This is a genomic window from Enterobacter sp. BIDMC 29 (assembly GCF_019378755.1).
In the GTDB taxonomy this organism is placed as follows: Bacteria; Pseudomonadota; Gammaproteobacteria; order Enterobacterales; family Enterobacteriaceae; genus Enterobacter; species Enterobacter ludwigii.
Window position 1 is genome coordinate 3,566,468 of record NZ_CP080000.1, and the last position, 22,257, is coordinate 3,588,724.

Consider the following 22,257-nt stretch of genomic DNA (forward strand, 5'->3'; position numbering starts at 1 on the left):
TTACACCTTCTCCGGCTGTGGAGAAAGCTCCGACAGCATCCTGCGCTTTAAACATTACTTCAGATCAGCCTGAACCTGATGAATTGGCTTAGCCCATGGGTTTTTCGCCTGAACGTCGGCGGGCAGCGTTGCAACAGCACGTTTCGCTTCATCTTTTGAAGCATAAACGCCACTTACCAGCACGTACCACGGCTGACCATTACGGGTCGTCTGATAAACCACATAGTTTTTCAGATTTGTTTTCTTCGCCCAACCGTTGAGGTTGTCATAGTTAGACGAACTGCTCAGCTGCAGCGTGTAATTGCTGGACGGGGCTGACTTCAGTGAACCGACGTTACCTGCAGTCTTGCCTGCTGCGGCGCTGGTTGTTGCCGTCGCTGCAGGTGCAGTTGCAGTAGGTGCAGTKGCAGCYGGTGCCGTGGTGGTCGCCGTTGCTTTCGGTGCAGTCTGCGTAACCGGTGCTTTTGCCGGTTCGCTCACCGTGGCCGTTTCAGTACGTTTTGTCTGAGTCGGCGCTTTCACTTCAGGCGCTTTGACGACTGCCTGAGGTTTGGTTTCACGCTTAGGTTCAATCACAGCCTGCTTACGTTCAGGACGGGTCGCAGGTTGCGTCTGGCGTGGTTTGGTTTCGGTTGCAGCCGTTTGCGGCTGAGCGTTACCACCGCGAATCGGCGCAACGGTCGCAGGTTCAGTTGGCAGCGTAGAGTTAACCACGGCATTGTCCACCTGCGCCTGATTTTGCGGCTGCGTCAGGGCATTGTTCAGGTCGCCCTGAACTTCTACACGCTGCTGGCCTTCCGGCGTGGCAGGTGCCTGACCCTGTGCGGGGGTAGAAGAAACTGGCGGCAGAGAAACATCCTGCGGCTGTGTTGTATTTCCGGCAGTCTGCTCGGCGGAGGTGGTACCCGGCGCTGGCTGTGCACCATTCGCCTGATCGGTCGCATCGTTACCAGAGAGGCTGATGCTCTTCTCAGTGGATGCCGCTTGCTCACCGGAAGGGGTCGAAGGCGCTTTTAGCGCAGAACCAATACCGACAATCAGCAGCACGAGCACCAGAACGCCGAGTCCCATCATGATGTACTGGCGGGAGGCGGGTTTCTGCGCAGCGGCTTTTTTACGTTTACGTGGGCGACGCTCTACAGGCTCTTCGTCCATTGAATCTTCTTCGGACTCATAACCCTCTTCTTCTTCTCGCTCATCACGCGCGTTGCGGCTACGCGAAGGGCGACGATCGTCTGCATCCAGATCAACATCGTCAAAGTTGATCTGCGGCTCGTTATCACGTTCTGAAGATTGACGAGAACGACCAGTACGACGATCGCTGGGATCGGGTTTCAGCTCGTCTTCTGGTTTGAATTCATCCATTTAACACCCCACTCAAAGGCTTATGCCAACGACTTTGCATTTCGCCTGAAGCTAAACGACCACCTGTAACAGTGGCCTGACCTTTCTAGTTGTTACGCCTGCTGACAGTCAGCAATAGCGCCAAGAACCACATCATGCGGCACTCCGCCGCGTACTTCACTCTTCCCTATTGCAAGCGGGAGTACAAGACGCATCTCACCTGCCAATACTTTTTTATCGCGCATCATGTGGGGTAAATACGCTTGTGCCGACATCTCTTTCGGCCCGGTTACCGGCAAGCCCGCACGCTCAAGCAGCGTGATGATGCGTGCCGTCTCTTCCGGTTTAAACTGCCCCAGACGTTCAGAAGTGCGGGCAGCCATTACCATTCCGGCAGCGACTGCTTCACCGTGAAGCCAGTTACCGTAACCCATTTCGGCTTCAATCGCGTGACCAAACGTATGCCCAAGATTCAGTAAAGCACGTAAGCCCGTTTCACGCTCGTCTGCAGCGACAACTTCCGCTTTCAGCTCACAACAACGACGAATGCAGTAAGCCAGTTTCGCCTCATCCAGGCGCAGCAACGCATCCATATTCTCTTCCAGCCAGTCAAAGAACTCGCCATCCAGAATAATGCCGTATTTGATCACTTCAGCCAGGCCAGAAGCCAGCTCGCGTTTCGGTAGGGTTTTCAGACAGTCGAGATCCACCACCACCGATGCCGGCTGGTAGAACGCGCCAATCATATTTTTACCGAGCGGATGGTTAACGGCCGTTTTGCCGCCGACAGAAGAGTCGACCTGAGACAGTAACGTGGTAGGGATTTGAATAAAACGCACACCACGTTGATAACTTGCAGCCGCAAAGCCCGTCAGATCGCCCACAACACCGCCGCCCAGGGCAAGCAGTGTTGTATCGCGACCATGCGGTTTTTGCAGCAATGCGGTAAAGACGGTATCCAGTACCGCCAGGCTTTTATACTGCTCGCCATCGGGCAGAATCACACTGTCGACTTTAACGCCCGCCTGTTCAAGCAGGTGGCGAACGCGGTCGAGATAAAGCGGAGCCAGCGTCTCATTGGTGACCAGCATCGCCTGATCACCCGCTTTCAGTGGTAAAAAGGAAGCTGGGTCGTTAAACAAACCAGCCGCGATGGTGATTGGGTAACTACGTTCCCCGAGAGTAACTGTAATCCTCTCCATGACGCGACATCCACCTTTAATGCTTTTACCCGCAGGCGATTGTATATAAAGCCAGAATCAGTTGCTTTCCAGCATATGAATAATCTGGTTTGCAACCACTTTAGCGCTCTGATCGTCAGTACGAATGGTCACATCAGCAATCTCTTCGTACAGCGGATTGCGTTCATCGGCCAACGCTTCCAGAACTTCGCGTGGTGGCGTTTCAACCTGCAGCAGCGGGCGCTTTTTATCGCGCTGCGTACGTGCCAGCTGTTTTTCGATGGTCGTCTCGAGATAGACCACTACGCCACGGGCGGAGAGACGGTTGCGGGTTTCGCGAGATTTGACAGAGCCACCGCCTGTTGCCAGAACAATGCCCTGCTTTTCCGTGAGTTCGTTGATCACTTTTTCTTCTCGGTCACGGAAACCTTCTTCGCCTTCTACGTCGAAAACCCAGCCCACATCAGCTCCGGTTCGTTTCTCAATCTCTTGATCAGAATCGTAAAATTCCATATTGAGTTGTTGAGCTAACTGACGCCCAATAGTGCTTTTGCCGGCACCCATAGGCCCAACCAGAAAGATATTGCGTTTCTCTGCCATTTTATCGGTACTACTAAGACTATTCGTTAATGGTAATCCCCGCTTCGCAGACACCCGGCGTAGCAGGACATGAACTGAAACCTCATATGCAATAGAGCGAGAGTCAGACTAAAAATTATCTCAATACTCCGGCTTGTTTGGCAACTGATTAAATCACCGCACCAGACGCATAAGGCAATAAGACGTAAGTCCAACTCAAATCGGTACTCCTTGTATGCTAATTCATGCCCCACGTCAAACATCTGCAACAATCTGAATGCAAAATCATTGGGAGGATCGTGACTCTTCAGCGAATACCGACCAGTCGTGGTGTAATAAACACCACTAACTCCCGTCGTTCATTGTCCTTTCCGTCATGGCGAAAAAGCTGTCCAAGCCACGGGATGTTGCCCAGCCCAGGCACGCGATCGCTTCCGGTTTTATTCTTTTGCGAAAAAATTCCGCCCAGCGCCAGCGTTTCTCCGCTTTTTACTTCCACCTGGGTTTCAATTTCTTGTTTATCGATGGCGAGCGTTTCACCATCGGCCTGCTGCAGCACCTGTCCTGGCATATTTTCACTGATGTGCAGCTTCAGGCGTACGCGACCGCCGGGCAGCACCACTGGCGTCACCTCCATGCCTAACACCGCCTCTTTAAATTCCACGGAGGTCGCCCCGCTGTCACCGCTGGAGACCTGATATGGGATCTCACTGCCCTGCTTAATACTGGCCGGTTGCATATGCGAGGCCAGCAGTCGTGGGCTGGCGATGATATCGACCTGCTGCTTTTGCTCCAGCGCCGACAACTCCAGATCCAGCAGCCTGCCGTTAATCCGCCCAATGTTAAAACCCACATGGGTGGTGACGTTTGCCACGGACAGATCGCTGCCAAGCGTTGTGAGTTGCCCGACCTTGCCCGCCTCCGTTGCGTCGGCGAGATTCCACTTCACCCCCAGCTCACGCAGGCTTTTTTCATTGATGGTCACGATATGCGCCGCCAGTTCCACCTGCTCGACAGGGATATCCATCTGTGTCGCCCAGTTCTGCAGCGTATCAAACACCGCCTGGTTATCCCGTATCAGCAGACGGTTGGTACGCTTGTCGACAGACAAACTCCCTTTTGGACTGAGCAGTTTTTCCGCCGCTTTTTGCAGCTCCCCGGCGTCAGCGTAAGAAAAAGGTATGCTGTGCGAGACCAGCGGCGCATCAAGCTGTCGGCGTGTCCGCTCCTGCTCTTTGCGTTCCAACTGTTCACGCTGCCAGGCTGCGGTGTGAACATAAAAAATGCCCCCTTCTTCATGCAGAACAAGCCCGGCGCTGGTGACGACCGTCTGTAGCGCCTGTCGCCAGGGGACGCGCGTCAGATTGAGCGACAGCGTGCCGCTGACATCTGGCGATACCACCAGATTACGGTTCTCCTGTGCAACCAGCGCCTGTAGCACCTGCACCACCGGTACCTCATCCACCACCAGCGTGACCGGCTTTGGCGCGGCGGCCCACAGCGGATGACTGAACGCCAGCAGCCACAGCGTTATCCTTATGTTCATTCTTTTTCGTTCCTTCTCGTTGCCACGTCCATTGTCTGGGTTCACATGCATCCCCCACATCGACGACCAGTTCCCTTTCATTGAGGGCCGTTACCCGCCAGCCCACCGGGAGACGCTGTTGCGGTGTCAGGCGATGCCAGCGCTTTTGCCCGTCCTGTAAAATGCCAGTGTCCTGAGTGCCGCCCACCATCCCGTGGTAATGCCACTGCGCCAGTTGCCCTACCGCACAAGGGTCATCCGGCGGGTGAAAAGGATCCCGCATCCCGGTCACTAACAGGGCGCAACTCACCAGCAGGCAACGCGCGCTATTTCGCATGCTGCTCCTCCAGCTCCACCCGCAGGCGTAATGCCGAACCCTGTGCAGAGAGAGCAAAGGCGGCAACCTGAACATCCCGCTGCGCCAGCCGGCTGAAAACAATCGGGATGGCCTGCCATTCAGCATCCAGCGTCAGTTCCCCTCCGTTTTGCAACGGCTTCCAGTGAACCAGTCTTGTACCCGCCCCCTGAAACTCGAGTGGCGAAAAAGGCGTCATTACCGTGGCTTCACGGGGGGCGTGACGCTGCGGCACCTGACTGGCGGCGGGCCATAGCGAGACATTAGCCTGTGCGGCCTCGCTGACCTGCCGCTGAAGTTCAGCCACCTGCTTTGTTACCGGTCGAAGCACCATGCCCCACGTCGTACTCCCCAGAAAGAGAACGCTCAGACACCAGCACAGCACCCGCCATCGGGGGCTGCTTTCGCACCAGCGTTCGAACAAGGTTTCCACGCGTTAGCCCTCGCTTCGCAGATGAAAGGTGAACCTCCAGCGCCCCTGGTCGTCCTGCTGTAATTCCCCTGTCGGCCCGGGGGTAAACCCCGCCATCTTTCCGAGCCCATCCCGCAGAGCAGAGAGCGCGGGGAGTGTTGCGGCATATCCGGTTAACATCAGTGAAGGGGGCTGATAGCGCAGTTCGGTCAGCCAGACCTGGGATGGCATCATCCCGGCAAAGGACTCCAGCACCGGCTGCCAGGCGCGTTGTTGAGGCGCTGGCGCGGGCATTGGCGTCTCCGTGCCTGACCTTGTACGAGACACCAGCGCCTGCTGCACGGACTGCATGCCCGCCAGTTGAATATGCAGCGCACGCGTCATCACGAGAGGATTCATCCGCAGGCTGAAAACCCCCATCAGTATCAGCAGCCACGTAGCGACAAACAGTACGCCCCAGAATCGCAGGCAGCGCACGCGTCGCTGCCGCCGCCACGGCAGAAAGTTCGTCATGCTCATTCCGGCACCTCACTCATGGCCAGCGCCAGCGCGACGGTATAATCAGCGCCGCATGCCGGCAGAGGGGCATGGCAACGAACCAGGGCGTCCCAGGGGTCTCGCTGGCTATCAAAGAGGGCAATGTCCTGCGGCGTGAGGGCCAGCAGTGCCGCGAGATCGGCCACGTTTTCCGCTTCCGTGGTAAAACGCCGTCCCCACTGATGGCGCATCGCCCAAAGCCACTGATGCCCATCCCGCCAGGCGACACACTGCGCCGGCGCTACCGCAGGAAGAAGATTCGCCAGCGCACTGGCATCCGGGGTGATCGTCACGAGCCGTAAACGCAACATCTTTGCCAGCGTCAGCAGGGGGTTAATCTCGTTGTTTTGTGCAGCGGTGACATGGAATGTATTGCTGAACGTATCCTGCGCATAATCAAAACAGAGCGTGTCAGCAGCCATCTCCAGTTCACGCGCGAGCGTCGCCCCCAGCCAGGAGAGCTGTTCGCTGTCGCGCAGCGCCACGCCCGGACGGGGAAGCGATCGTTGCAACGTGCGTGCCGCCGGAAATGAGAGAAACACCCGGTGGGAGTGGGGCAACGTTTTCCGCCAGTCGCGCAGGGCGTCAACCAGTTGTTCAGGCTGGCAAATTTTGCCATCCCGGATAATCCCGTCGGCCAGAGTGATAGCCCACCAGCGGCACAAACGCCAGCCCGACCGCTCCCGGGCCAGCGCCACTATCTGCACCCTATCCTGTTGAATATGAACGCCTGTTTGCCATGTTTTGAAAGCCATGCTTCACGATCTCCTTATCGCCCGTCAGGTGACGGCTATATCAATGAATCAGGCTTGCCTTTATACTACCGCGCGATTGTTTAGAAACTGCCCAAGTGAAACCAAATGGGAAATCTCCGGTGAAGTTCGTAAAGTATTTATTAATCCTTGCAGTCTGTTGCATTCTGCTGGGAGCAGGCTCGATTTATGGTTTGTACAAATATATTGAGCCGCAGCTGCCTGATGTCGCTACGCTTCGCGATGTGCGACTCCAGATCCCGATGCAGGTCTACAGCGCCGATGGCGAGTTAATGGCGCAGTACGGCGAAAAGCGTCGTATCCCGCTGACCTTAAATCAAATTCCGCCCGTGATGGTCAAAGCCTTTATCGCTACCGAGGACAGCCGTTTTTACGAGCACCACGGTGTCGATCCGGTGGGGATTTTCCGTGCTGCAAGTATTGCGCTGTTCTCCGGTCATGCCTCTCAGGGGGCAAGTACCATTACACAGCAGCTGGCGCGTAACTTCTTCCTTAGCCCAGAAAAGACCCTGACCCGTAAGATCAAAGAGGTGTTCCTTGCGATCCGTATTGAGCAGTTGTTGAGCAAAGACGAGATCCTTGAGCTGTACCTCAATAAAATCTACCTCGGCTACCGCGCCTACGGTGTTGGTGCGGCCGCGCAGGTGTACTTTGGTAAACCTGTCGAGCAGCTGACGTTAAGCGAAATGGCGACCATTGCCGGTCTGCCTAAAGCGCCATCGACCTTCAACCCGCTCTACTCGCTTGAACGCGCTACGGCGCGTCGTAACGTCGTCCTGTCACGTATGCTGAGCGAAGGCTATATCAGCCAGAGCGAGTACGAACAGGCGCGCAACGATGTCATCGATGCCAACTACCATGCGCCGGAGATTGCCTTCTCTGCCCCTTATCTCACCGAAATGGTGCGTCAGGAGATGGTGAGCCGCTACGGCGATAAAGCCTACGAAGATGGCTACCGCGTTTACACCACCGTGACCCGCAACGTTCAGCAGGCGGCTCAGGAAGCGGTGCGTAACAACGTGATGGATTACGACATGCGCCACGGTTATCGCGGCCCGTCGAATGTGCTGTGGAAAGTCGGCGAAAGCGCCTGGGACAGCAAAAAAATCACCAGTACGCTGAAAGCGCTGCCCACCTATGGCCCGCTCCTTCCCGCCGTGGTGACTCAGGCCGATCCGCAGGAAGCGGTGGCAACGCTGGCGGATGGAACGTCTGTCTCCCTGCGTATGGACGGGATCCGTTGGGCTCGCCCGTACCGCTCAGACACCCTGCAAGGCCCGACGCCGCGTAAAGTGACGGATGTCGTCCAGACCGGACAGCAAATCTGGGTACGCAAGGTGGGCGACAGCTTGTGGCTGGCGCAGGTGCCAGACGTTAACTCGGCCCTGGTGTCCATCAATCCGCAGAACGGTGCCGTGCTGGCCCTGGTCGGTGGGTTCGATTTTAACCAGAGCAAATTTAACCGCGCCACCCAGGCGTTGCGTCAGGTTGGCTCTAACATCAAGCCGTTCCTCTACACCGCAGCAATGGATAAGGGACTGACTCTCGCCAGTATCCTGAACGACGTGCCTATCTCCCGCTGGGATGCTGGTGCCGGTTCTGACTGGCAGCCGAAGAACTCACCGGCGGAATATTCAGGCCCTATTCGTCTTCGTCAGGGTCTTGGGCAGTCGAAAAACGTGGTGATGGTGCGCGCAATGCGTGCGATGGGTGTCGACTATGCCGCGGAATATCTGCAACGCTTCGGTTTCCCGGCTCAGAACATCGTGCGCACCGAATCGCTGGCGTTAGGGTCTGCGTCCTTTACGCCGCTTCAGGTGGCGCGGGGGTACTCGGTGATGGCTAACGGCGGCTTCCTGATTGACCCGTACTTCATCAGTAAAATCGAGAACGACCAGGGTGGCGTGCTGTTTGAAGCGAAGCCGAAAATTGCCTGCCCTGACTGCGATATTCCGGTCATTTACGGCAATACACCAAAATCTGAGGTGATTGAAAACAAAGACATGGAAGACGTTGCCGTGTCTCAGGAGCAGACGAACCCTGTGTTGCCGCAGCCGCAGCTGGAACAGGCTAACCAGTCGCTGGTAGCGCAGAGCGGGGCGCAGGAGTATGCACCGCATGTCATCAACACGCCGCTGTCGTTCCTGATAAAGAGCGCGCTGAACACCAACATCTTCGGCGAACCTGGCTGGCAAGGGACCGGCTGGCGGGCAGGACGTGATTTACAGCGCCATGATATCGGCGGTAAAACGGGGACAACAAACAGCTCGAAAGATGCGTGGTTCTCCGGTTACGGCCCGGGCGTGGTGACGTCAGTCTGGATCGGTTTTGACGATCATCGCCGTGATTTAGGCCGCACCACGGCTTCAGGCGCGATTAAAGATCAGATTTCTGGCTACGAAGGCGGCGCGAAGAGTGCGCAACCGGCCTGGGATGCCTATATGAAATCCGTGCTGGAAGGCGTTCCGGAGCAACCGCTGACGCCACCACCGGGCGTGGTTACCGTCAATATCGACCGCAGCACCGGGCAGCTCGCCAATGGCGGCAATAGCCGTGCAGAGTATTTCATCGAGGGCACGCAGCCAACCACACAGGCGGTGCATGAGGTGGGTACAGAAATCATTGATAACGGCGAAACGCACGAGTTGTTCTAACGGGCAACGTAAAAACGGCAACCTCAGGTTGCCGTTTTTTTTGTTCTCTCACACGTTGTAGACATCAGGCTGTTATAACCGCCCCTGCCCCTTCAGCCATTCGCGTACCAGGAACAGCGCGCTCACGTTGCGGGCCTCGTTAAAGTCAGGGTCTTCGAGCAGGTCCATCATATGGGCCAGCGGCCAGCGAACCTGTGGCAGTGGCTCCGGCTCGTCCCCTTCCAGCGATTCTGGATAGAGATCCTCAGCAACCACAATGTTCATTTTGCTGGAAAAATAGGAGGGTGCCATGCTCAGTTTTTTCAGGAACGTCAGTTCGTTCGCGCCAAAACCGACCTCTTCTTTCAACTCGCGATTGGCCGCCTCAAAGACCGTTTCACCCGGATCGATGAGCCCTTTCGAGAACCCAAGTTCGTAAGATTCGGTTCCCACGGCATATTCGCGGATTAAGATCAGATGGTCGTCGACGACAGGAACAATCATCACCGCTTCGCGCGAAGAAGGGCGCATACGTTCGTAAACGCGACGCACACCGTTGCTGAACTCCAGATCCACACTTTCGACATTAAACAGGCGCGATTTTGCGACTGTTTCGACATTCAGAATGGTGGGTTTTTGTAGTGGTTTGCTCATCGTGATGGGGTCTTAGCAGTGGGAACTGGCTTTATTGTGCGATACGCCGCACGGTTTCGGCAATGTCAATTGTTCTGTATTTACATTTATGCAACGTAACAGGAATCAATCCTCAATTCAAAACAAATGTCAAGAGGTTGAAATGTTTCCAGGAATTTGCTGATATCGCGCCATAACAGGCTTTGCTATCATCATCGGTCACTGGGATGCGCTTCAGAATGCTCAAGTTCGACTCCATACTTGCCGATAGCCAACCACAGACTCTCATTCAATGTTAAAGGTGCTACTGACTACACCTGTAAGAAGATAAGTAAGATGGGGAAAGCATGAGCACCATTTTGATTGTTCTCGCTGCTATGCTGGCCGGCGCATTGGTTGCAGGGTGGGTATACAGGCGTCGCGTAAGGCGTCGTTACCGGCTGCCCTTTTTAAACGCCTTTGCCGGTGCGACGACGCGTAAACTGACGCAAGAAGAGCGCGATGCAGTAGAAAACTATCTCGAAACACTGAACCGTTCTCAGTTAACACCTGGGCCGACGGGGGCAACTGCTGCGCCGGTGGCGCTCAAGTTAAATGCGCAAAGTGACACAGTGCTCAGTGTGACGCGCTCCATCACCCGCTATGGCATCACCACAGACGATCCCAATAAATGGCGCTATTACCTGGATTCGGTTGAAGTGCATCTGCCCCCGTCCTGGGAGCAGTACATTAATGACGAAAACAGCGTAGAGCTGATCCATACCGATTCGTTGCCGCTGGTTATCTCGCTCAACGGCCATACGTTGAATGAATATCTTCAGGAAGCCCCGCGTTTTGCGCTGGAACGCGCAAGCTCAACGCAGGCCTCCATTCGTGGCGAAGAGACAGAGCAGATCGAGCTGCTGAACATTCGCCAGGAGACGCATGAAGAGTACGCCCTGAGCCGCCCTGACGGGATTCGCGAAGCGATTCTGATCGTGGCCGCGTTCCTGCTCTTTTTCATCTGCCTGCTGACGCCGGATGTGTTTGTCCCCTGGCTGGCTGGCGGTGCGGTGCTGTTGCTGGCAGCCGGGCTGTGGGGGCTCTTTGCCCCGCCGGCAAAAACCTCGCTACGTGAGATCCACTGCCTGCGCGGTACTCCTAAGCGCTGGGGTCTGTTCGGTGAGAGTGACCAGGAGCACCTCAATAATATCTCGCTTGGTATTATCGATCTTATCTACCCGCGCCACTGGCAGCCGTGGATTGCCCAGGATTTAGGGCAGAAAACCGATATCGATATCTACCTTGACCGCCATGTGGTGCGCCAGGGGCGCTTTTTATCCCTGCATGATGAAGTAAAAAACTTCCCGCTTCAGCACTGGTTACGCAGTGCGGTCATTGCCGGGGGGGCAGCGCTGGTCTTTATCATGCTTCTGCTGTTTGTCCCGCTGGATATGCCCATTAAATTTACCCTGTCATGGATAAAAGGGGCGCAAACCATTGAGGCAACCAGCGTCAACCAACTGGACGAGGCTGGCGTGCGGGTCGGTGATACGCTGCGCCTGAAGGGCACCGGGATGTGTAACATTCATACGCCTGGCGCATGGAATACGCGTCAGAGCTCGCCGTTCATGCCGTTCGATTGCTCGCAAATTATCTGGAATGACGCGCCGCCGCTGCCGCTGCCTGAATCTGAGGTTGTCAATAAAGCCACGTCGCTTACCCAGACGGTCAACCGCCAGCTGCACCCAAAACCCGATGACGACTCACGCGTGAGCCCTGCCCTGCGCTCGGCCATTCAGAAATCGGGGATGGTGCTTCTGGACGACTTTGGTGACATCGTTCTGAAAACACAGGATTTGTGTTCCGCTCAGGACGAATGCGTACGTCTCAAAAACGCCCTTGTGAACCTGGGTAACAGTAAAGACTGGGATTCGCTGGTGAAACGCGCGGAAGCGGGCCGGCTGGATGGCGTTAACGTGCTGCTGCGTCCGGTCAGCGCCGAGTCGCTGGATAATCTGGTCGCTACGTCAACCGCACCCTTCGTGATGCGCGAAACTACCCGCGCGGCGCAGGCGCTGAATAGCCCGGCACCGGGCGGCTTTGTGATTGTCAGTGATGAAGGGAGCGACCTGGTCGATCAGCCATACCCGCAGGTCGCACTTTATGACTACCCGGCTCAGGAACAGTGGGGCCAGTTCCAGCGCCTGGCGCAGATGCTGATGCAGACGCCGTTTAGCGCTGAAGGGATTGTGACGAGTATCTTTACCGATGCCAACGGCACGCGCCACATCGGCCTGCACCGCATGCCAGACAGCGCTGGCCTGTGGCGCTACATTGGCACCTCGCTGCTGATGATTGCGATGCTGGTATGCATTTGCTGGAACGGTTTTATGGCGCTGCGTCGCTATCAGCGCTCACGCACCAGGCTTGCCGACATCCAGCAGTATTACGAAAATTGCCTTAACCCTAAGCTGATCCCCTCCTCTGAGAGCCTGATCTGATAACGTCGATGCGCGACAAGATGTGCTACCCTGTCGCGCACGTTTCTTCAGGCTGGAGTTCCCCCTTATGCATCTTGATATCGCCTGGCAGGAGGTTGATACCGTTCTGCTGGATATGGACGGCACGCTGCTCGATCTCGCCTTTGATAACTATTTCTGGCAAAAGCTGGTTCCGGAAACCTATGGTGAACAGCAGGGGATCTCCCCGGCAGAAGCGCAGGAATTCATTCGTTCGCAATATAGCGCGGTGCAGCATACGCTAAACTGGTACTGTCTTGACTACTGGAGCGAGCGCCTCGGTTTGGATATTTGTGCCATGACCACCGCCCAGGGCCCGCGCGCCGTACTGCGTGAGGATACCGTGCCTTTTCTGGATGCGCTGAAAGCGAGCGGCAAGCGCCGTATCTTGCTGACCAACGCCCATCCTCACAATCTGGCCGTGAAGCTGGAGCATACGGGTCTTGCTTCGCACCTTGATTTATTACTTTCCACCCACACATTTGGTTATCCGAAAGAGGATCAGCGGTTGTGGCATGCGGTGGCAGAAGAGACCGGTTTGCAGCCGGAACGTACGCTGTTTATTGATGACAGCGAGCCTATTCTGGATTCCGCGGCCAGGTTTGGCATTCGCTATTGTCTGGGCGTTACCAATCCTGACTCTGGCCTGGCTGAAAAAAGCTATCTGCGCCATCCGGGGCTGAACGACTATCGCCAGATGATCCCCTCACTGACCGTGAAGGAGAGGCCATGAAAGAAAAACCCTCTGAAGGGGTAAGACTGGATAAATGGCTGTGGGCGGCCCGTTTTTATAAAACGCGCGCCCTTGCCCGCGACATGATCGACGGCGGTAAAGTGCATTACAACGGCCAGCGCAGCAAACCGAGCAAGCTGGTCGAACTGAATGCCACCTTAACGCTGCGTCAGGGCAACGATGAACGTACCGTGGTGATTAAAGCCATTACTGAACAACGACGGCCCGCAACCGAAGCCGTACTGCTGTATGAAGAGACGGCTGAGAGCATTGAAAAACGCGAGAAGACCGCGCTGGCGCGCAAAATGAATGCGCTGACAATGCCCCACCCGGACCGGCGTCCGGATAAAAAAGAGCGCCGCGATCTGATGAAATTTAAACACGGTGAGACCGAGTAACCCTCACCTGCACGAGAGACTATTATGGCCCAACACGACCAATTACACCGCTATCTGTTTGAACAATTCGCCGTGCGCGGCGAGCTGGTCACCGTATCCGAAACCTGGAAACAGATTCTGGAAAACCACAACTACCCGCTGCCGGTGAAAACCCTGTTGGGCGAACTGCTGGTTGCCACCAGCCTGCTGACTGCCACCCTGAAATTTGCCGGGGATATCACCGTGCAGTTGCAGGGTGATGGCCCTATGACCCTGGCGGTCATCAACGGTAATAACCAGCAGCAGATGCGCGGCGTGGCGCGCGTACAGGGCGATGTTCCTGAAAACGCGGACCTGAAAACGCTGGTGGGTAATGGCTATCTGGTCATCACCATCTCCCCGGAGGAAGGTGAGCGCTATCAGGGCGTGGTTGGCCTCGAAGGCGATACGCTGGCAGCCTGCCTGGAAGATTACTTCATGCGTTCAGAACAGCTGCCGACGCGTCTGTTCATCCGCACCGGTGAAGTAGACGGTCAGCCTGCTGCTGGCGGTATGCTGCTGCAGGTTCTGCCTGCGCAGGACGCGCAGACCAACGACTTCGAGCACCTCGCGACCCTGACGGAAACCGTCAAAGCAGAAGAGCTGTTCACCCTGTCGGCGACCGATGTCCTGTGGCGTCTTTATCACGAAGAAGAAGTGACGGTTTACGACCCACAGTCGGTGGAATTTAAGTGCACCTGTTCACGTGAACGCTGCGCTGGCGCGCTGAAGACCCTGCCGGATGAAGAGATCGACAGCATCATGGCGGAAGACGGCGAAATCGATATGCACTGTGACTACTGCGGTACGCACTACGTGTTCAATTCGATGGATATTGCTGAGATCCGCAACAACGCCTCCCCGGCGGATCCTCAGGTCCACTAAGCAAAGCCTGCCCTCACCTTGCCCTCTCCCTTTTGCGAGAGGGCAAGGTGCAAAAAAGCCCTCTCTGGCTGAATCGTTTTTAACACTGTAACTCTTACGTAATTTTCTTACGTGTATGCGATTACATTCACATTCCTTCCGATAAAATCACCAGCCATTAACCTTTTCGGAACATTTTCCCCAACCAAAAAGCGATTCCTGCGATAATCCGCCTGCCCTGTGACTGGAGTCGCAGCGTTTTCCGTTAGTAAGGGTTTTGTCCAGATGCGTAAATCTATGAGCCCCGTCGCGGTTAACAACCTCACAAAAACCCTACAATTTCAGACAGTACATATTGGCTAAGGAGCAGTGATATGCGTGTTACTGGTTTAACCCCGCAAGATCTCAAGGCTTATGGTATTCACGACGTCCAGGAAATCGTCTACAACCCCGATTACGATACGCTGTATCAGGAAGAGCTCAATCCAGCACTGGAAGGATACGAGCGAGGTGTGTTGACTAACCTTGGTGCTATCGCCGTCGATACCGGTATCTTTACCGGTCGTTCGCCGAAAGATAAATACATCGTCCGAGACGAGACCACCCGCGACACGCTGTGGTGGGCTGATAAAGGCAAAGGGAAGAACGATAACAAACCGCTCTCTCCGGAAACCTGGCAGCATCTGAAAGGGCTCGTTACCCATCAACTTTCCGGCAAGCGTCTGTTTATCGTTGATGCTTTCTGCGGCGCTAACGCCGATACCCGCCTTTCCGTGCGGTTTATCACTGAAGTGGCCTGGCAGGCGCATTTCGTGAAAAACATGTTTATTCGTCCTGACGACAAAGAGCTGCAGGATTTCACCCCTGACTTCATCGTGATGAACGGGGCGAAATGCACGAACCCACAGTGGAAAGAGCAGGGTCTTAACTCCGAAAACTTCATCGCCTTTAACCTGACCGAGCGTATTCAGCTGATCGGCGGTACCTGGTACGGCGGCGAAATGAAGAAAGGGATGTTCTCGGTGATGAACTACCTGCTGCCGCTGCGCGGTATCGCCTCCATGCACTGTTCGGCAAACGTCGGTGAAAAAGGGGATGTGGCGGTGTTCTTCGGCCTGTCCGGCACCGGTAAAACCACCCTTTCTACCGATCCGAAACGTCGTCTGATTGGCGATGACGAGCACGGCTGGGATGATGACGGCGTGTTTAACTTCGAAGGGGGCTGCTACGCGAAGACCATTCGCCTGTCTGAAGAAGCGGAGCCAGATATCTTCCATGCCATCCGCCGCGATGCGCTGCTGGAAAACGTCACCGTGCGTGCCGATGGAACGATCGACTTCGACGATGCTTCGAAAACCGAAAACACCCGCGTGTCTTACCCTATCTACCACATCGACAACATCGTGAAGCCGGTGTCAAAAGCGGGCCACGCGACGAAGGTGATTTTCCTGACGGCAGATGCGTTCGGCGTGTTGCCTCCGGTGTCCCGCCTGACCGCCAGCCAGACGCAGTACCACTTCCTGTCTGGTTTTACCGCCAAACTGGCCGGTACCGAACGCGGCGTGACGGAGCCAACGCCAACCTTCTCCGCCTGCTTCGGCGCAGCGTTCCTGTCGCTGCACCCGACGCAGTACGCGGAAGTGCTGGTTAAACGTATGCAGGCGTCCGGTGCGCAGGCGTACCTGGTGAATACCGGCTGGAACGGCACCGGCAAACGTATCTCCATCAAAGATACCCGCGCCATTATCGACGCCATTCTGGATGGTTCACTCGATAACGCCGAAACCTTCACGCTGCCGATGTTTGATCTGGCAATCCCGACGGCGCTGCCGGGCGTAGAGACCCGTATTCTCGACCCACGCAATACCTACGGTTCACCGGAGCAGTGGCGTGAGAAAGCAGAATCGCTGGCGAAACTGTTTATTGAGAACTTCGAGAAGTATACCGATACCCCGGCAGGTGAAGCGCTGGTGAGTGCGGGACCGAAGCTGTAATACCTGACCCGACCTGCAAAAAAAAGGGTGGCTTTTGCCACCCTTTTTTAACTCTCTCTCACCTGCCCGCGCGTCACCGGCACCGGTAACCATGCGCGAATGCTTAAACCGCCCCGCTCACTGGTCCCAATCTCCAGCAAGCCGTTATGGTTATCCACAATACGCTGCACAATCGCCAGGCCTAAGCCAGTTCCGCTGGTACTGCGCGCGCTATCGCCCCGCACAAACGGCTGGAACAGATGCTTACGCTGCTCTGGCTTAATGCCCGGACCGTCATCTTCGACCTGGAACCAGGCGCGGTTGAGCTCAGACCCGCTGCTGACTTTAATCCAGCCATTGCCATAACGGGCCGCGTTAACCACCATATTGGCCACCGCACGTTTAATGGAAAGCGGGTGCATCCGCACCTGAATTTCACCGGCCTGCAGATCGGTATCGATTTCCCGCTCGTAGCCGCTTTCCGCCGCGACCACTTCACCGAGTACCGCATTCAGATCGGCCATCTCCATCGGCATCTCCTGCCCGGTGCGCAGGTAGTCAATGAACTGCTCGATGATGGCGTTACACTCTTCGATGTCCTTGTTAATGGACTCCGCAAGATAACCATCCTCTTCGCCCATCATCTCCGTCGCCAGACGGATACGCGTGAGCGGCGTGCGCAGGTCATGACTCACGCCCGCCATCAGCAGCGTACGGTCGTCTGCCAGCTGTTTCACGCCGGCCGCCATATGGTTAAAGGCCCGCGTCACGGAACGCACTTCTGAGGCGCCGTACTCACGCAGTGGCGGAGGAATAATCCCTTTACCGACCTGCAGCGCAGCGTGCTCCAGGTCGACCAGCGGTCGGTTCTGTATACGAATAAACAGCCACGCGCCGCCTATCGCCAGCAGCATAATGGCAAGGGTGTAGCGGAACAGCGGTGAGAAGTCACCCTGATGAATTTCGGTCAGCGGGACACGCACCCAGATATTGGGTGACAGCCAGGTTTTCAGCCAGACGACCGGCGAGCTTTTGTTGACCTCAACGCGCACTTCCGTCGGGCCACCTAACTGCTGCGCCATCTGCTGGCTGAGGAACTCATAATGCTGCGCCCAGCGCAGGCCAGCGTCTTCTGCCGCTTCGTTGGAGTAAAGCGAAATACCCAGCTCACGGTAGATTTCACGGCGAAACGCCGGGGGAACAACTAACTGCGTGCCGTCCTCCAGTTGCAGTTTATCGGTCATCAGCATACGCACTTCGTATGCCAGAACCTTATTGAACTGCTGGAGGCTCGGCAGGATCGCAAAGTTCAGCACCACCAGATAGGTTGTCACCAGGCTGACAAACAGCAGGGTGACAATCAGTAACAGCGTACGGGCAAATGAGCTTCGCGGAGAGAAGCGCATTCGCCTCATGCTTTAGCGCCGTCCGGGACAAACACGTAGCCCAGACCCCATACGGTCTGAATATAACGAGGATGCGCCGGATCTTCTTCCACCATGCGGCGCAGACGGGAGATCTGCACGTCAATGGAACGTTCCATTGCGGAGTATTCACGGCCGCGCGCCAGGTTCATCAGCTTGTCACGTGAAAGCGGCTCACGCGGGTGGCTGACCAGCGCTTTCAGCACCGCGAACTCACCGCTGGTGAGCGGCATAGGTTCATCTTCACGGAACATCTCACGGGTACCGAGATTCAGCTTGAACTTACCAAACGCAATCACCGCTTCTTCCTGCGACGGTGCGCCAGGCAGTTCGTTCGCCTGACGGCGCAGCACGGCGCGAATACGGGCCAGCAGTTCCCGCGGGTTGAACGGTTTTGGAATGTAGTCGTCAGCGCCGATTTCCAGACCAACGATGCGGTCAACCTCTTCCCCTTTCGCCGTCACCATGATGATCGGCATAGGGTTGCTCTGGCTACGCAGACGGCGGCAGATGGAAAGCCCGTCTTCACCAGGCAGCATCAGGTCGAGTACCATAAGATGGAATGATTCGCGGGTCAGCAGACGGTCCATCTGCTCAGCGTTGGCCACGCTACGAACCTGGAAGCCCTGCTCGGTCAGATAACGCTCAAGCAGCGCACGCAGGCGCATGTCGTCATCCACGACCAGAATTTTGTAGTTCTCTTGCATTGTGTGTACTCCCAAAGGTTCGGATAGTCTAATAACAGCGTATTCTAAAAAAGTGCACGTGTTCGACCAGCTAATTCTGGTATAAATTCTAGTCGAAATTGTTACAAAGCATATTTAACAGCAGCTTATCTGCACATTTCATCACATAAATCATTATTAACGTTGTCTGTTAGACTACGTGATACGTAATGTGCGCAAAGAATGCAATGATGTCGAGTCTTAAGGTCACCCCATGAAAACGCCCCTGATCACCCGCGAAGGGTATGAGAAACTCAAAAAAGAGATGGATTACCTGTGGCGCGAAGAGCGTCCTGAAGTGACCAAGAAAGTGACCTGGGCAGCAAGCCTGGGCGATCGCAGTGAAAATGCTGACTACCAGTACAACAAAAAACGGTTACGTGAAATCGACCGCCGGGTCCGCTATCTGACCAAATGCCTTGAGAACCTCAAAATAGTGGATTACTCCCCACAGCAGGAAGGCAAAGTGTTTTTCGGCGCGTGGGTCGAGATTGAGAACGACGATGGCGACACCCTGCGTTTTCGCATCGTCGGCTATGACGAAATTTTTGGTCGTAAGGATTACATCTCTATCGACTCACCAATGGCCCGTGCGCTGCTGAAAAAGGAAGTGGGCGATTTGGCCGTCGTGCAGACCCCTGGCGGCGAAGCCAGCTGGTACGTCAACGAAATTACGTACGTTAAATAGTCCGAGAGCGCCCTCCGCGGCTGGCATTTTGCCGTGTCAGCCCGTATAACTATCCCCTGATTTTTTCGACTCAACAGATGATAAAGCCATGATGAAAGATTCGCTCTGCCGCATTATTGCGGGTGAACTTCAGGCCAGAGCCGAACAGGTAGAAGCTGCCGTTCGCCTGCTTGATGAAGGGAACACCGTGCCGTTTATTGCACGTTATCGTAAGGAAGTCACCGGCGGTCTGGATGACACGCAGCTGCGTAACCTGGAGACCCGTCTCGGTTACCTGCGCGAACTGGAAGACCGTCGTCAGGCGATCCTCAAATCCATCGGCGAACAGGGAAAACTGACCAGCGAGCTGGAAACCGCAATCAACGGCACCCTGAGCAAAACCGAACTCGAAGACCTTTATCTGCCGTACAAACCGAAGCGCCGCACCCGTGGACAGATTGCCATTGAGGCAGGCCTGGAGCCGCTGGCCGAACTGCTGTGGAATGAACCGTCCCACGACCCGGAAACCGAAGCCGCGAAGTTTCTCGATGCCGATAAAGGGGTCGCAGACACCAAAGCCGCACTCGACGGCGCGCGCTATATTCTGATGGAGCGTTTCTCCGAAGATGCCGCCCTGCTCGCGAAAGTGCGTGACTATCTGTGGAAAAACGCCCACATCGTCTCTACCGTGGTCAGCGGGAAAGAGGAAGAAGGCGCCAAGTTCCGCGATTATTTCGATCATCACGAACCCATCTCTACCACCCCTTCACACCGCGCGCTGGCGATGTTCCGCGGCCGCAACGAAGGCGTGCTCCAGCTCTCCCTGAATGCCGACCCGCAGTTTGACGAGCCACCAAAAGAGAGCCACTGCGAGCAGATCATTATCGACCACCTCGGCCTTCGCCTGAACAACGCGCCGGCAGACAGCTGGCGCAAAGGCGTGGTGAGCTGGACGTGGCGCATCAAGGTGCTAATGCACCTCGAAACCGAACTGATGGGCACCGTGCGTGAACGCGCCGAAGACGAAGCAATCAACGTCTTCGCCCGTAACCTGCACGACCTGCTGATGGCCGCACCTGCCGGCCTGCGCGCCACCATGGGGCTCGATCCGGGTCTGCGTACCGGCGTAAAAGTGGCCGTGGTTGACGGTACCGGCAAGCTGGTGGCTACCGACACCATTTATCCGCATACCGGCCAGGCGGCGAAGGCTGCCGTCGTGGTTGCGGCGCTGTGCGAGAAATACAACGTGGAGCTGGTGGCCATCGGCAACGGTACGGCCTCCCGTGAAACCGAGCGTTTCTACCTCGATGTGCAGAAACAGTTCCCGAAAGTCACCGCACAGAAAGTGATTGTCAGCGAGGCGGGCGCTTCCGTCTATTCGGCGTCTGAACTGGCCGCGCTGGAGTTCCCGGACCTGGACGTTTCCCTGCGCGGTGCAGTTTCTATCGCCCGTCGTCTGCAGGATCCGCTGGCGGAGCTGGTTAAGATCGACCCGAAATCCATCGGCGTCGGCCAGTATCAGCATGACGTGAGCCAGACTCAGCTGGCCCGTAAGCTGGATGCGGTCGTGGAAGACTGCGTAAACGCCGTCGGCGTTGACCTGAACACGGCCTCTGTTCCCCTGCTGACCCGCGTGGCGGGCTTAACCCGCATGATGGCGCAAAACATCGTTGCCTGGCGTGATGAAAACGGCCAGTTCCAGAACCGCCAGCAGTTGCTGAAGGTGAGCCGTCTGGGGCCAAAAGCGTTTGAGCAGTGCGCGGGCTTCCTGCGCATCAACCACGGCGATAACCCGCTGGATGCCTCAACCGTTCACCCGGAAGCGTACCCGGTAGTGGAACGCATTCTGGCCGCAACCCAGCAGGCGCTGAAAGACCTGATGGGCGACAGCAGCGCGCTGCGTAACCTGAAGGCGGTCGATTTTACCGACGAACAGTTCGGGGTGCCGACGGTCACGGACATCATCAAAGAACTGGAAAAACCAGGCCGCGATCCGCGTCCTGAGTTTAAAACCGCGACCTTCGCCGACGGCGTTGAAACCATGAATGATCTGCTTCCAGGCATGGTACTCGAAGGGGCGGTCACTAACGTCACCAACTTTGGCGCGTTTGTCGATATCGGCGTGCACCAGGACGGTCTGGTCCACATCTCTTCCCTTGCCGATAAATTCGTTGAAGATCCGCATACCGTGGTCAAAGCGGGCGACATCGTGAAGGTGAAGGTGATGGAAGTGGATCTGCAGCGTAAGCGTATCGCCCTGACGATGCGTCTGGACGAGCAGCCAGGTGAAACCAGCGCGCGCCGCGGCAGTAACGGCGGCGGACGCGAGCAGCAGCGCCCGGCCGCAAAAGCGGCGAAGCCACGCGGACGTGACGCCCAGCCTGCAGGCAACAGCGCCATGATGGATGCGCTGGCGGCAGCAATGGGTAAGAAACGCTAACCGCATAAAAAAGGCCCGGTGATGCGTCACTCACCGGGCCGTTATCCCGCCGAAATTAATTGTAAAATATGAAACCGGTTGTATATCTATATTTCAACCATCAGTGATCACACTATTAACAAATAAGCCTTTCCTCTCCCTGCCGCAGAATCCGTAAATATTGAGCAAGGTCAAACAGGCCGTAAATTAATACCGCAAACAACATTCCGTCACAGTTTTATTATTGCTGATAAAAACTATTCTCATTATCATCCCATAGTAGATATTTTAACCTCTCGTGGAATCAGGCATTATGCAATTCACTCCAGACAGTGCATGGAAAATTACCGGTTTTACCCACGAAATTAGCCCGGCCTATCGACAAAAGCTGCTGTCGCTGGGCATGCTGCCCGGCTCGTCATTTCAGGTTGTGCGCGTCGCCCCGTTAGGTGATCCGGTGCATATCGAAACCCGACGCGTAAATCTGGTATTGCGTAAAAAAGATCTCGCATTAATAGAAGTCGAAGCCTTATCCCGATAACAAGCCAGCGGTTTCAGTGAGT

Annotated in this window: 20 protein-coding genes; 9 read left to right on the forward strand and 11 right to left on the reverse strand. The window is 55.9% G+C overall.

The window, feature by feature from the left end; genetic code table 11:
* Window positions 1-54: 54 nt before the first annotated feature.
* From damX to JTA15_RS15945, 8 genes are all read right to left on the reverse strand, one after another.
* Complete coding sequence (gene damX / locus JTA15_RS15910; RefSeq protein ID WP_219372480.1) at window positions 55-1,365, reverse strand: cell division protein DamX; 1,311 nt, start codon at window positions 1,363-1,365, stop codon at window positions 55-57.
* 92 nt (window positions 1,366-1,457) lie between these two features.
* Window positions 1,458-2,546, reverse strand: a complete 1,089-nt coding sequence (gene aroB, locus JTA15_RS15915; protein WP_020884580.1) for a 3-dehydroquinate synthase — start codon at window positions 2,544-2,546, stop codon at window positions 1,458-1,460.
* A gap of 57 nt (window positions 2,547-2,603) precedes the next feature.
* Window positions 2,604-3,125: a shikimate kinase AroK gene (gene aroK / locus JTA15_RS15920; protein WP_003861630.1), complete on the reverse strand. Its 522-nt coding sequence runs from the start codon at window positions 3,123-3,125 to the stop codon at window positions 2,604-2,606.
* 286 nt (window positions 3,126-3,411) lie between these two features.
* Window positions 3,412-4,650 (reverse strand): DNA uptake porin HofQ, encoded by a 1,239-nt coding sequence (gene hofQ, locus JTA15_RS15925; RefSeq protein WP_219372481.1) that lies wholly within the window; start codon window positions 4,648-4,650, stop codon window positions 3,412-3,414.
* Window positions 4,562-4,966 (reverse strand): HofP DNA utilization family protein, encoded by a 405-nt coding sequence (locus JTA15_RS15930; RefSeq protein WP_219372482.1) that lies wholly within the window; start codon window positions 4,964-4,966, stop codon window positions 4,562-4,564. The genes hofQ and JTA15_RS15930 overlap by 89 nt, the downstream gene beginning before the upstream one ends.
* Window positions 4,956-5,417, reverse strand: a complete 462-nt coding sequence (locus JTA15_RS15935) for a HofO (RefSeq protein WP_219372483.1) — start codon at window positions 5,415-5,417, stop codon at window positions 4,956-4,958. The genes JTA15_RS15930 and JTA15_RS15935 overlap by 11 nt, the downstream gene beginning before the upstream one ends.
* A gap of 3 nt (window positions 5,418-5,420) precedes the next feature.
* Window positions 5,421-5,915, reverse strand: coding sequence for a PilN domain-containing protein (locus tag JTA15_RS15940; RefSeq protein ID WP_219372484.1), 495 nt, complete (start codon window positions 5,913-5,915; stop codon window positions 5,421-5,423).
* A complete protein-coding gene (locus tag JTA15_RS15945; protein WP_183516895.1) occupies window positions 5,912-6,688 on the reverse strand; it encodes a DNA utilization protein HofM in 777 nt (258 codons plus the stop codon). The genes JTA15_RS15940 and JTA15_RS15945 overlap by 4 nt, the downstream gene beginning before the upstream one ends.
* Window positions 6,689-6,807: 119 nt before the next feature.
* Between JTA15_RS15945 and mrcA the strand changes: the two genes are divergently transcribed.
* Window positions 6,808-9,360 (forward strand): peptidoglycan glycosyltransferase/peptidoglycan DD-transpeptidase MrcA, encoded by a 2,553-nt coding sequence (gene mrcA / locus JTA15_RS15950; RefSeq protein WP_219372485.1) that lies wholly within the window; start codon window positions 6,808-6,810, stop codon window positions 9,358-9,360.
* Window positions 9,361-9,432: 72 nt separating this feature from the next.
* On the opposite strand, the gene nudE is transcribed toward mrcA, so the two are convergent.
* Window positions 9,433-9,993: an ADP compounds hydrolase NudE gene (nudE, locus tag JTA15_RS15955; protein WP_014171956.1), complete on the reverse strand. Its 561-nt coding sequence runs from the start codon at window positions 9,991-9,993 to the stop codon at window positions 9,433-9,435.
* Between the two features lie 326 nt (window positions 9,994-10,319).
* Between nudE and JTA15_RS15960 the strand changes: the two genes are divergently transcribed.
* From JTA15_RS15960 to pckA, 5 genes are all read left to right on the forward strand, one after another.
* The gene (locus JTA15_RS15960; protein ID WP_032679110.1) at window positions 10,320-12,455 is read left to right on the forward strand and encodes an intracellular growth attenuator family protein; all 2,136 of its coding nucleotides are present in this window, start codon (window positions 10,320-10,322) and stop codon (window positions 12,453-12,455) included.
* 67 nt (window positions 12,456-12,522) lie between these two features.
* Window positions 12,523-13,206, forward strand: a complete 684-nt coding sequence (yrfG, locus tag JTA15_RS15965; protein ID WP_025202858.1) for a GMP/IMP nucleotidase — start codon at window positions 12,523-12,525, stop codon at window positions 13,204-13,206.
* On the forward strand, window positions 13,203-13,604 hold the full coding sequence (hslR, locus tag JTA15_RS15970; protein ID WP_020884572.1) for a ribosome-associated heat shock protein Hsp15: 402 nt from the start codon (window positions 13,203-13,205) through the stop codon (window positions 13,602-13,604). The genes yrfG and hslR overlap by 4 nt, the downstream gene beginning before the upstream one ends.
* A 24-nt stretch (window positions 13,605-13,628) precedes the next feature.
* Window positions 13,629-14,507 (forward strand): Hsp33 family molecular chaperone HslO, encoded by an 879-nt coding sequence (gene hslO, locus JTA15_RS15975; protein ID WP_014171960.1) that lies wholly within the window; start codon window positions 13,629-13,631, stop codon window positions 14,505-14,507.
* Between the two features lie 353 nt (window positions 14,508-14,860).
* Window positions 14,861-16,480 carry a phosphoenolpyruvate carboxykinase (ATP) gene (gene pckA, locus JTA15_RS15980; RefSeq protein ID WP_014171961.1) on the forward strand — a complete coding sequence of 540 codons (1,620 nt, stop codon included), beginning with the start codon at window positions 14,861-14,863 and terminating at the stop codon, window positions 16,478-16,480.
* 47 nt (window positions 16,481-16,527) lie between these two features.
* Here the strand turns inward: pckA and envZ are convergent, their stop codons facing one another.
* Together envZ and ompR are read right to left on the reverse strand one after the other, a co-directional pair.
* Window positions 16,528-17,874 carry a two-component system sensor histidine kinase EnvZ gene (envZ, locus tag JTA15_RS15985; protein WP_014171962.1) on the reverse strand — a complete coding sequence of 449 codons (1,347 nt, stop codon included), beginning with the start codon at window positions 17,872-17,874 and terminating at the stop codon, window positions 16,528-16,530.
* A complete protein-coding gene (gene ompR / locus JTA15_RS15990) occupies window positions 17,871-18,590 on the reverse strand; it encodes a two-component system response regulator OmpR (RefSeq protein WP_006177890.1) in 720 nt (239 codons plus the stop codon). Before ompR ends, envZ begins: the two co-directional genes overlap by 4 nt.
* Window positions 18,591-18,822: 232 nt before the next feature.
* On the opposite strand from ompR, the gene greB reads away from it, so the two are divergent.
* The 3 genes from greB to feoA all read left to right on the forward strand — a co-directional run bounded on the left by greB (window position 18,823) and on the right by feoA (window position 22,235).
* Window positions 18,823-19,296 carry a transcription elongation factor GreB gene (greB, locus tag JTA15_RS15995; RefSeq protein WP_014171964.1) on the forward strand — a complete coding sequence of 158 codons (474 nt, stop codon included), beginning with the start codon at window positions 18,823-18,825 and terminating at the stop codon, window positions 19,294-19,296.
* Between the two features lie 88 nt (window positions 19,297-19,384).
* Window positions 19,385-21,715 (forward strand): Tex family protein, encoded by a 2,331-nt coding sequence (locus JTA15_RS16000; protein ID WP_219372486.1) that lies wholly within the window; start codon window positions 19,385-19,387, stop codon window positions 21,713-21,715.
* A 292-nt stretch (window positions 21,716-22,007) separates the two neighbouring features.
* A complete protein-coding gene (feoA, locus tag JTA15_RS16005; RefSeq protein ID WP_020884570.1) occupies window positions 22,008-22,235 on the forward strand; it encodes a ferrous iron transporter A in 228 nt (75 codons plus the stop codon).
* Window positions 22,236-22,257 lie beyond the last annotated feature (22 nt).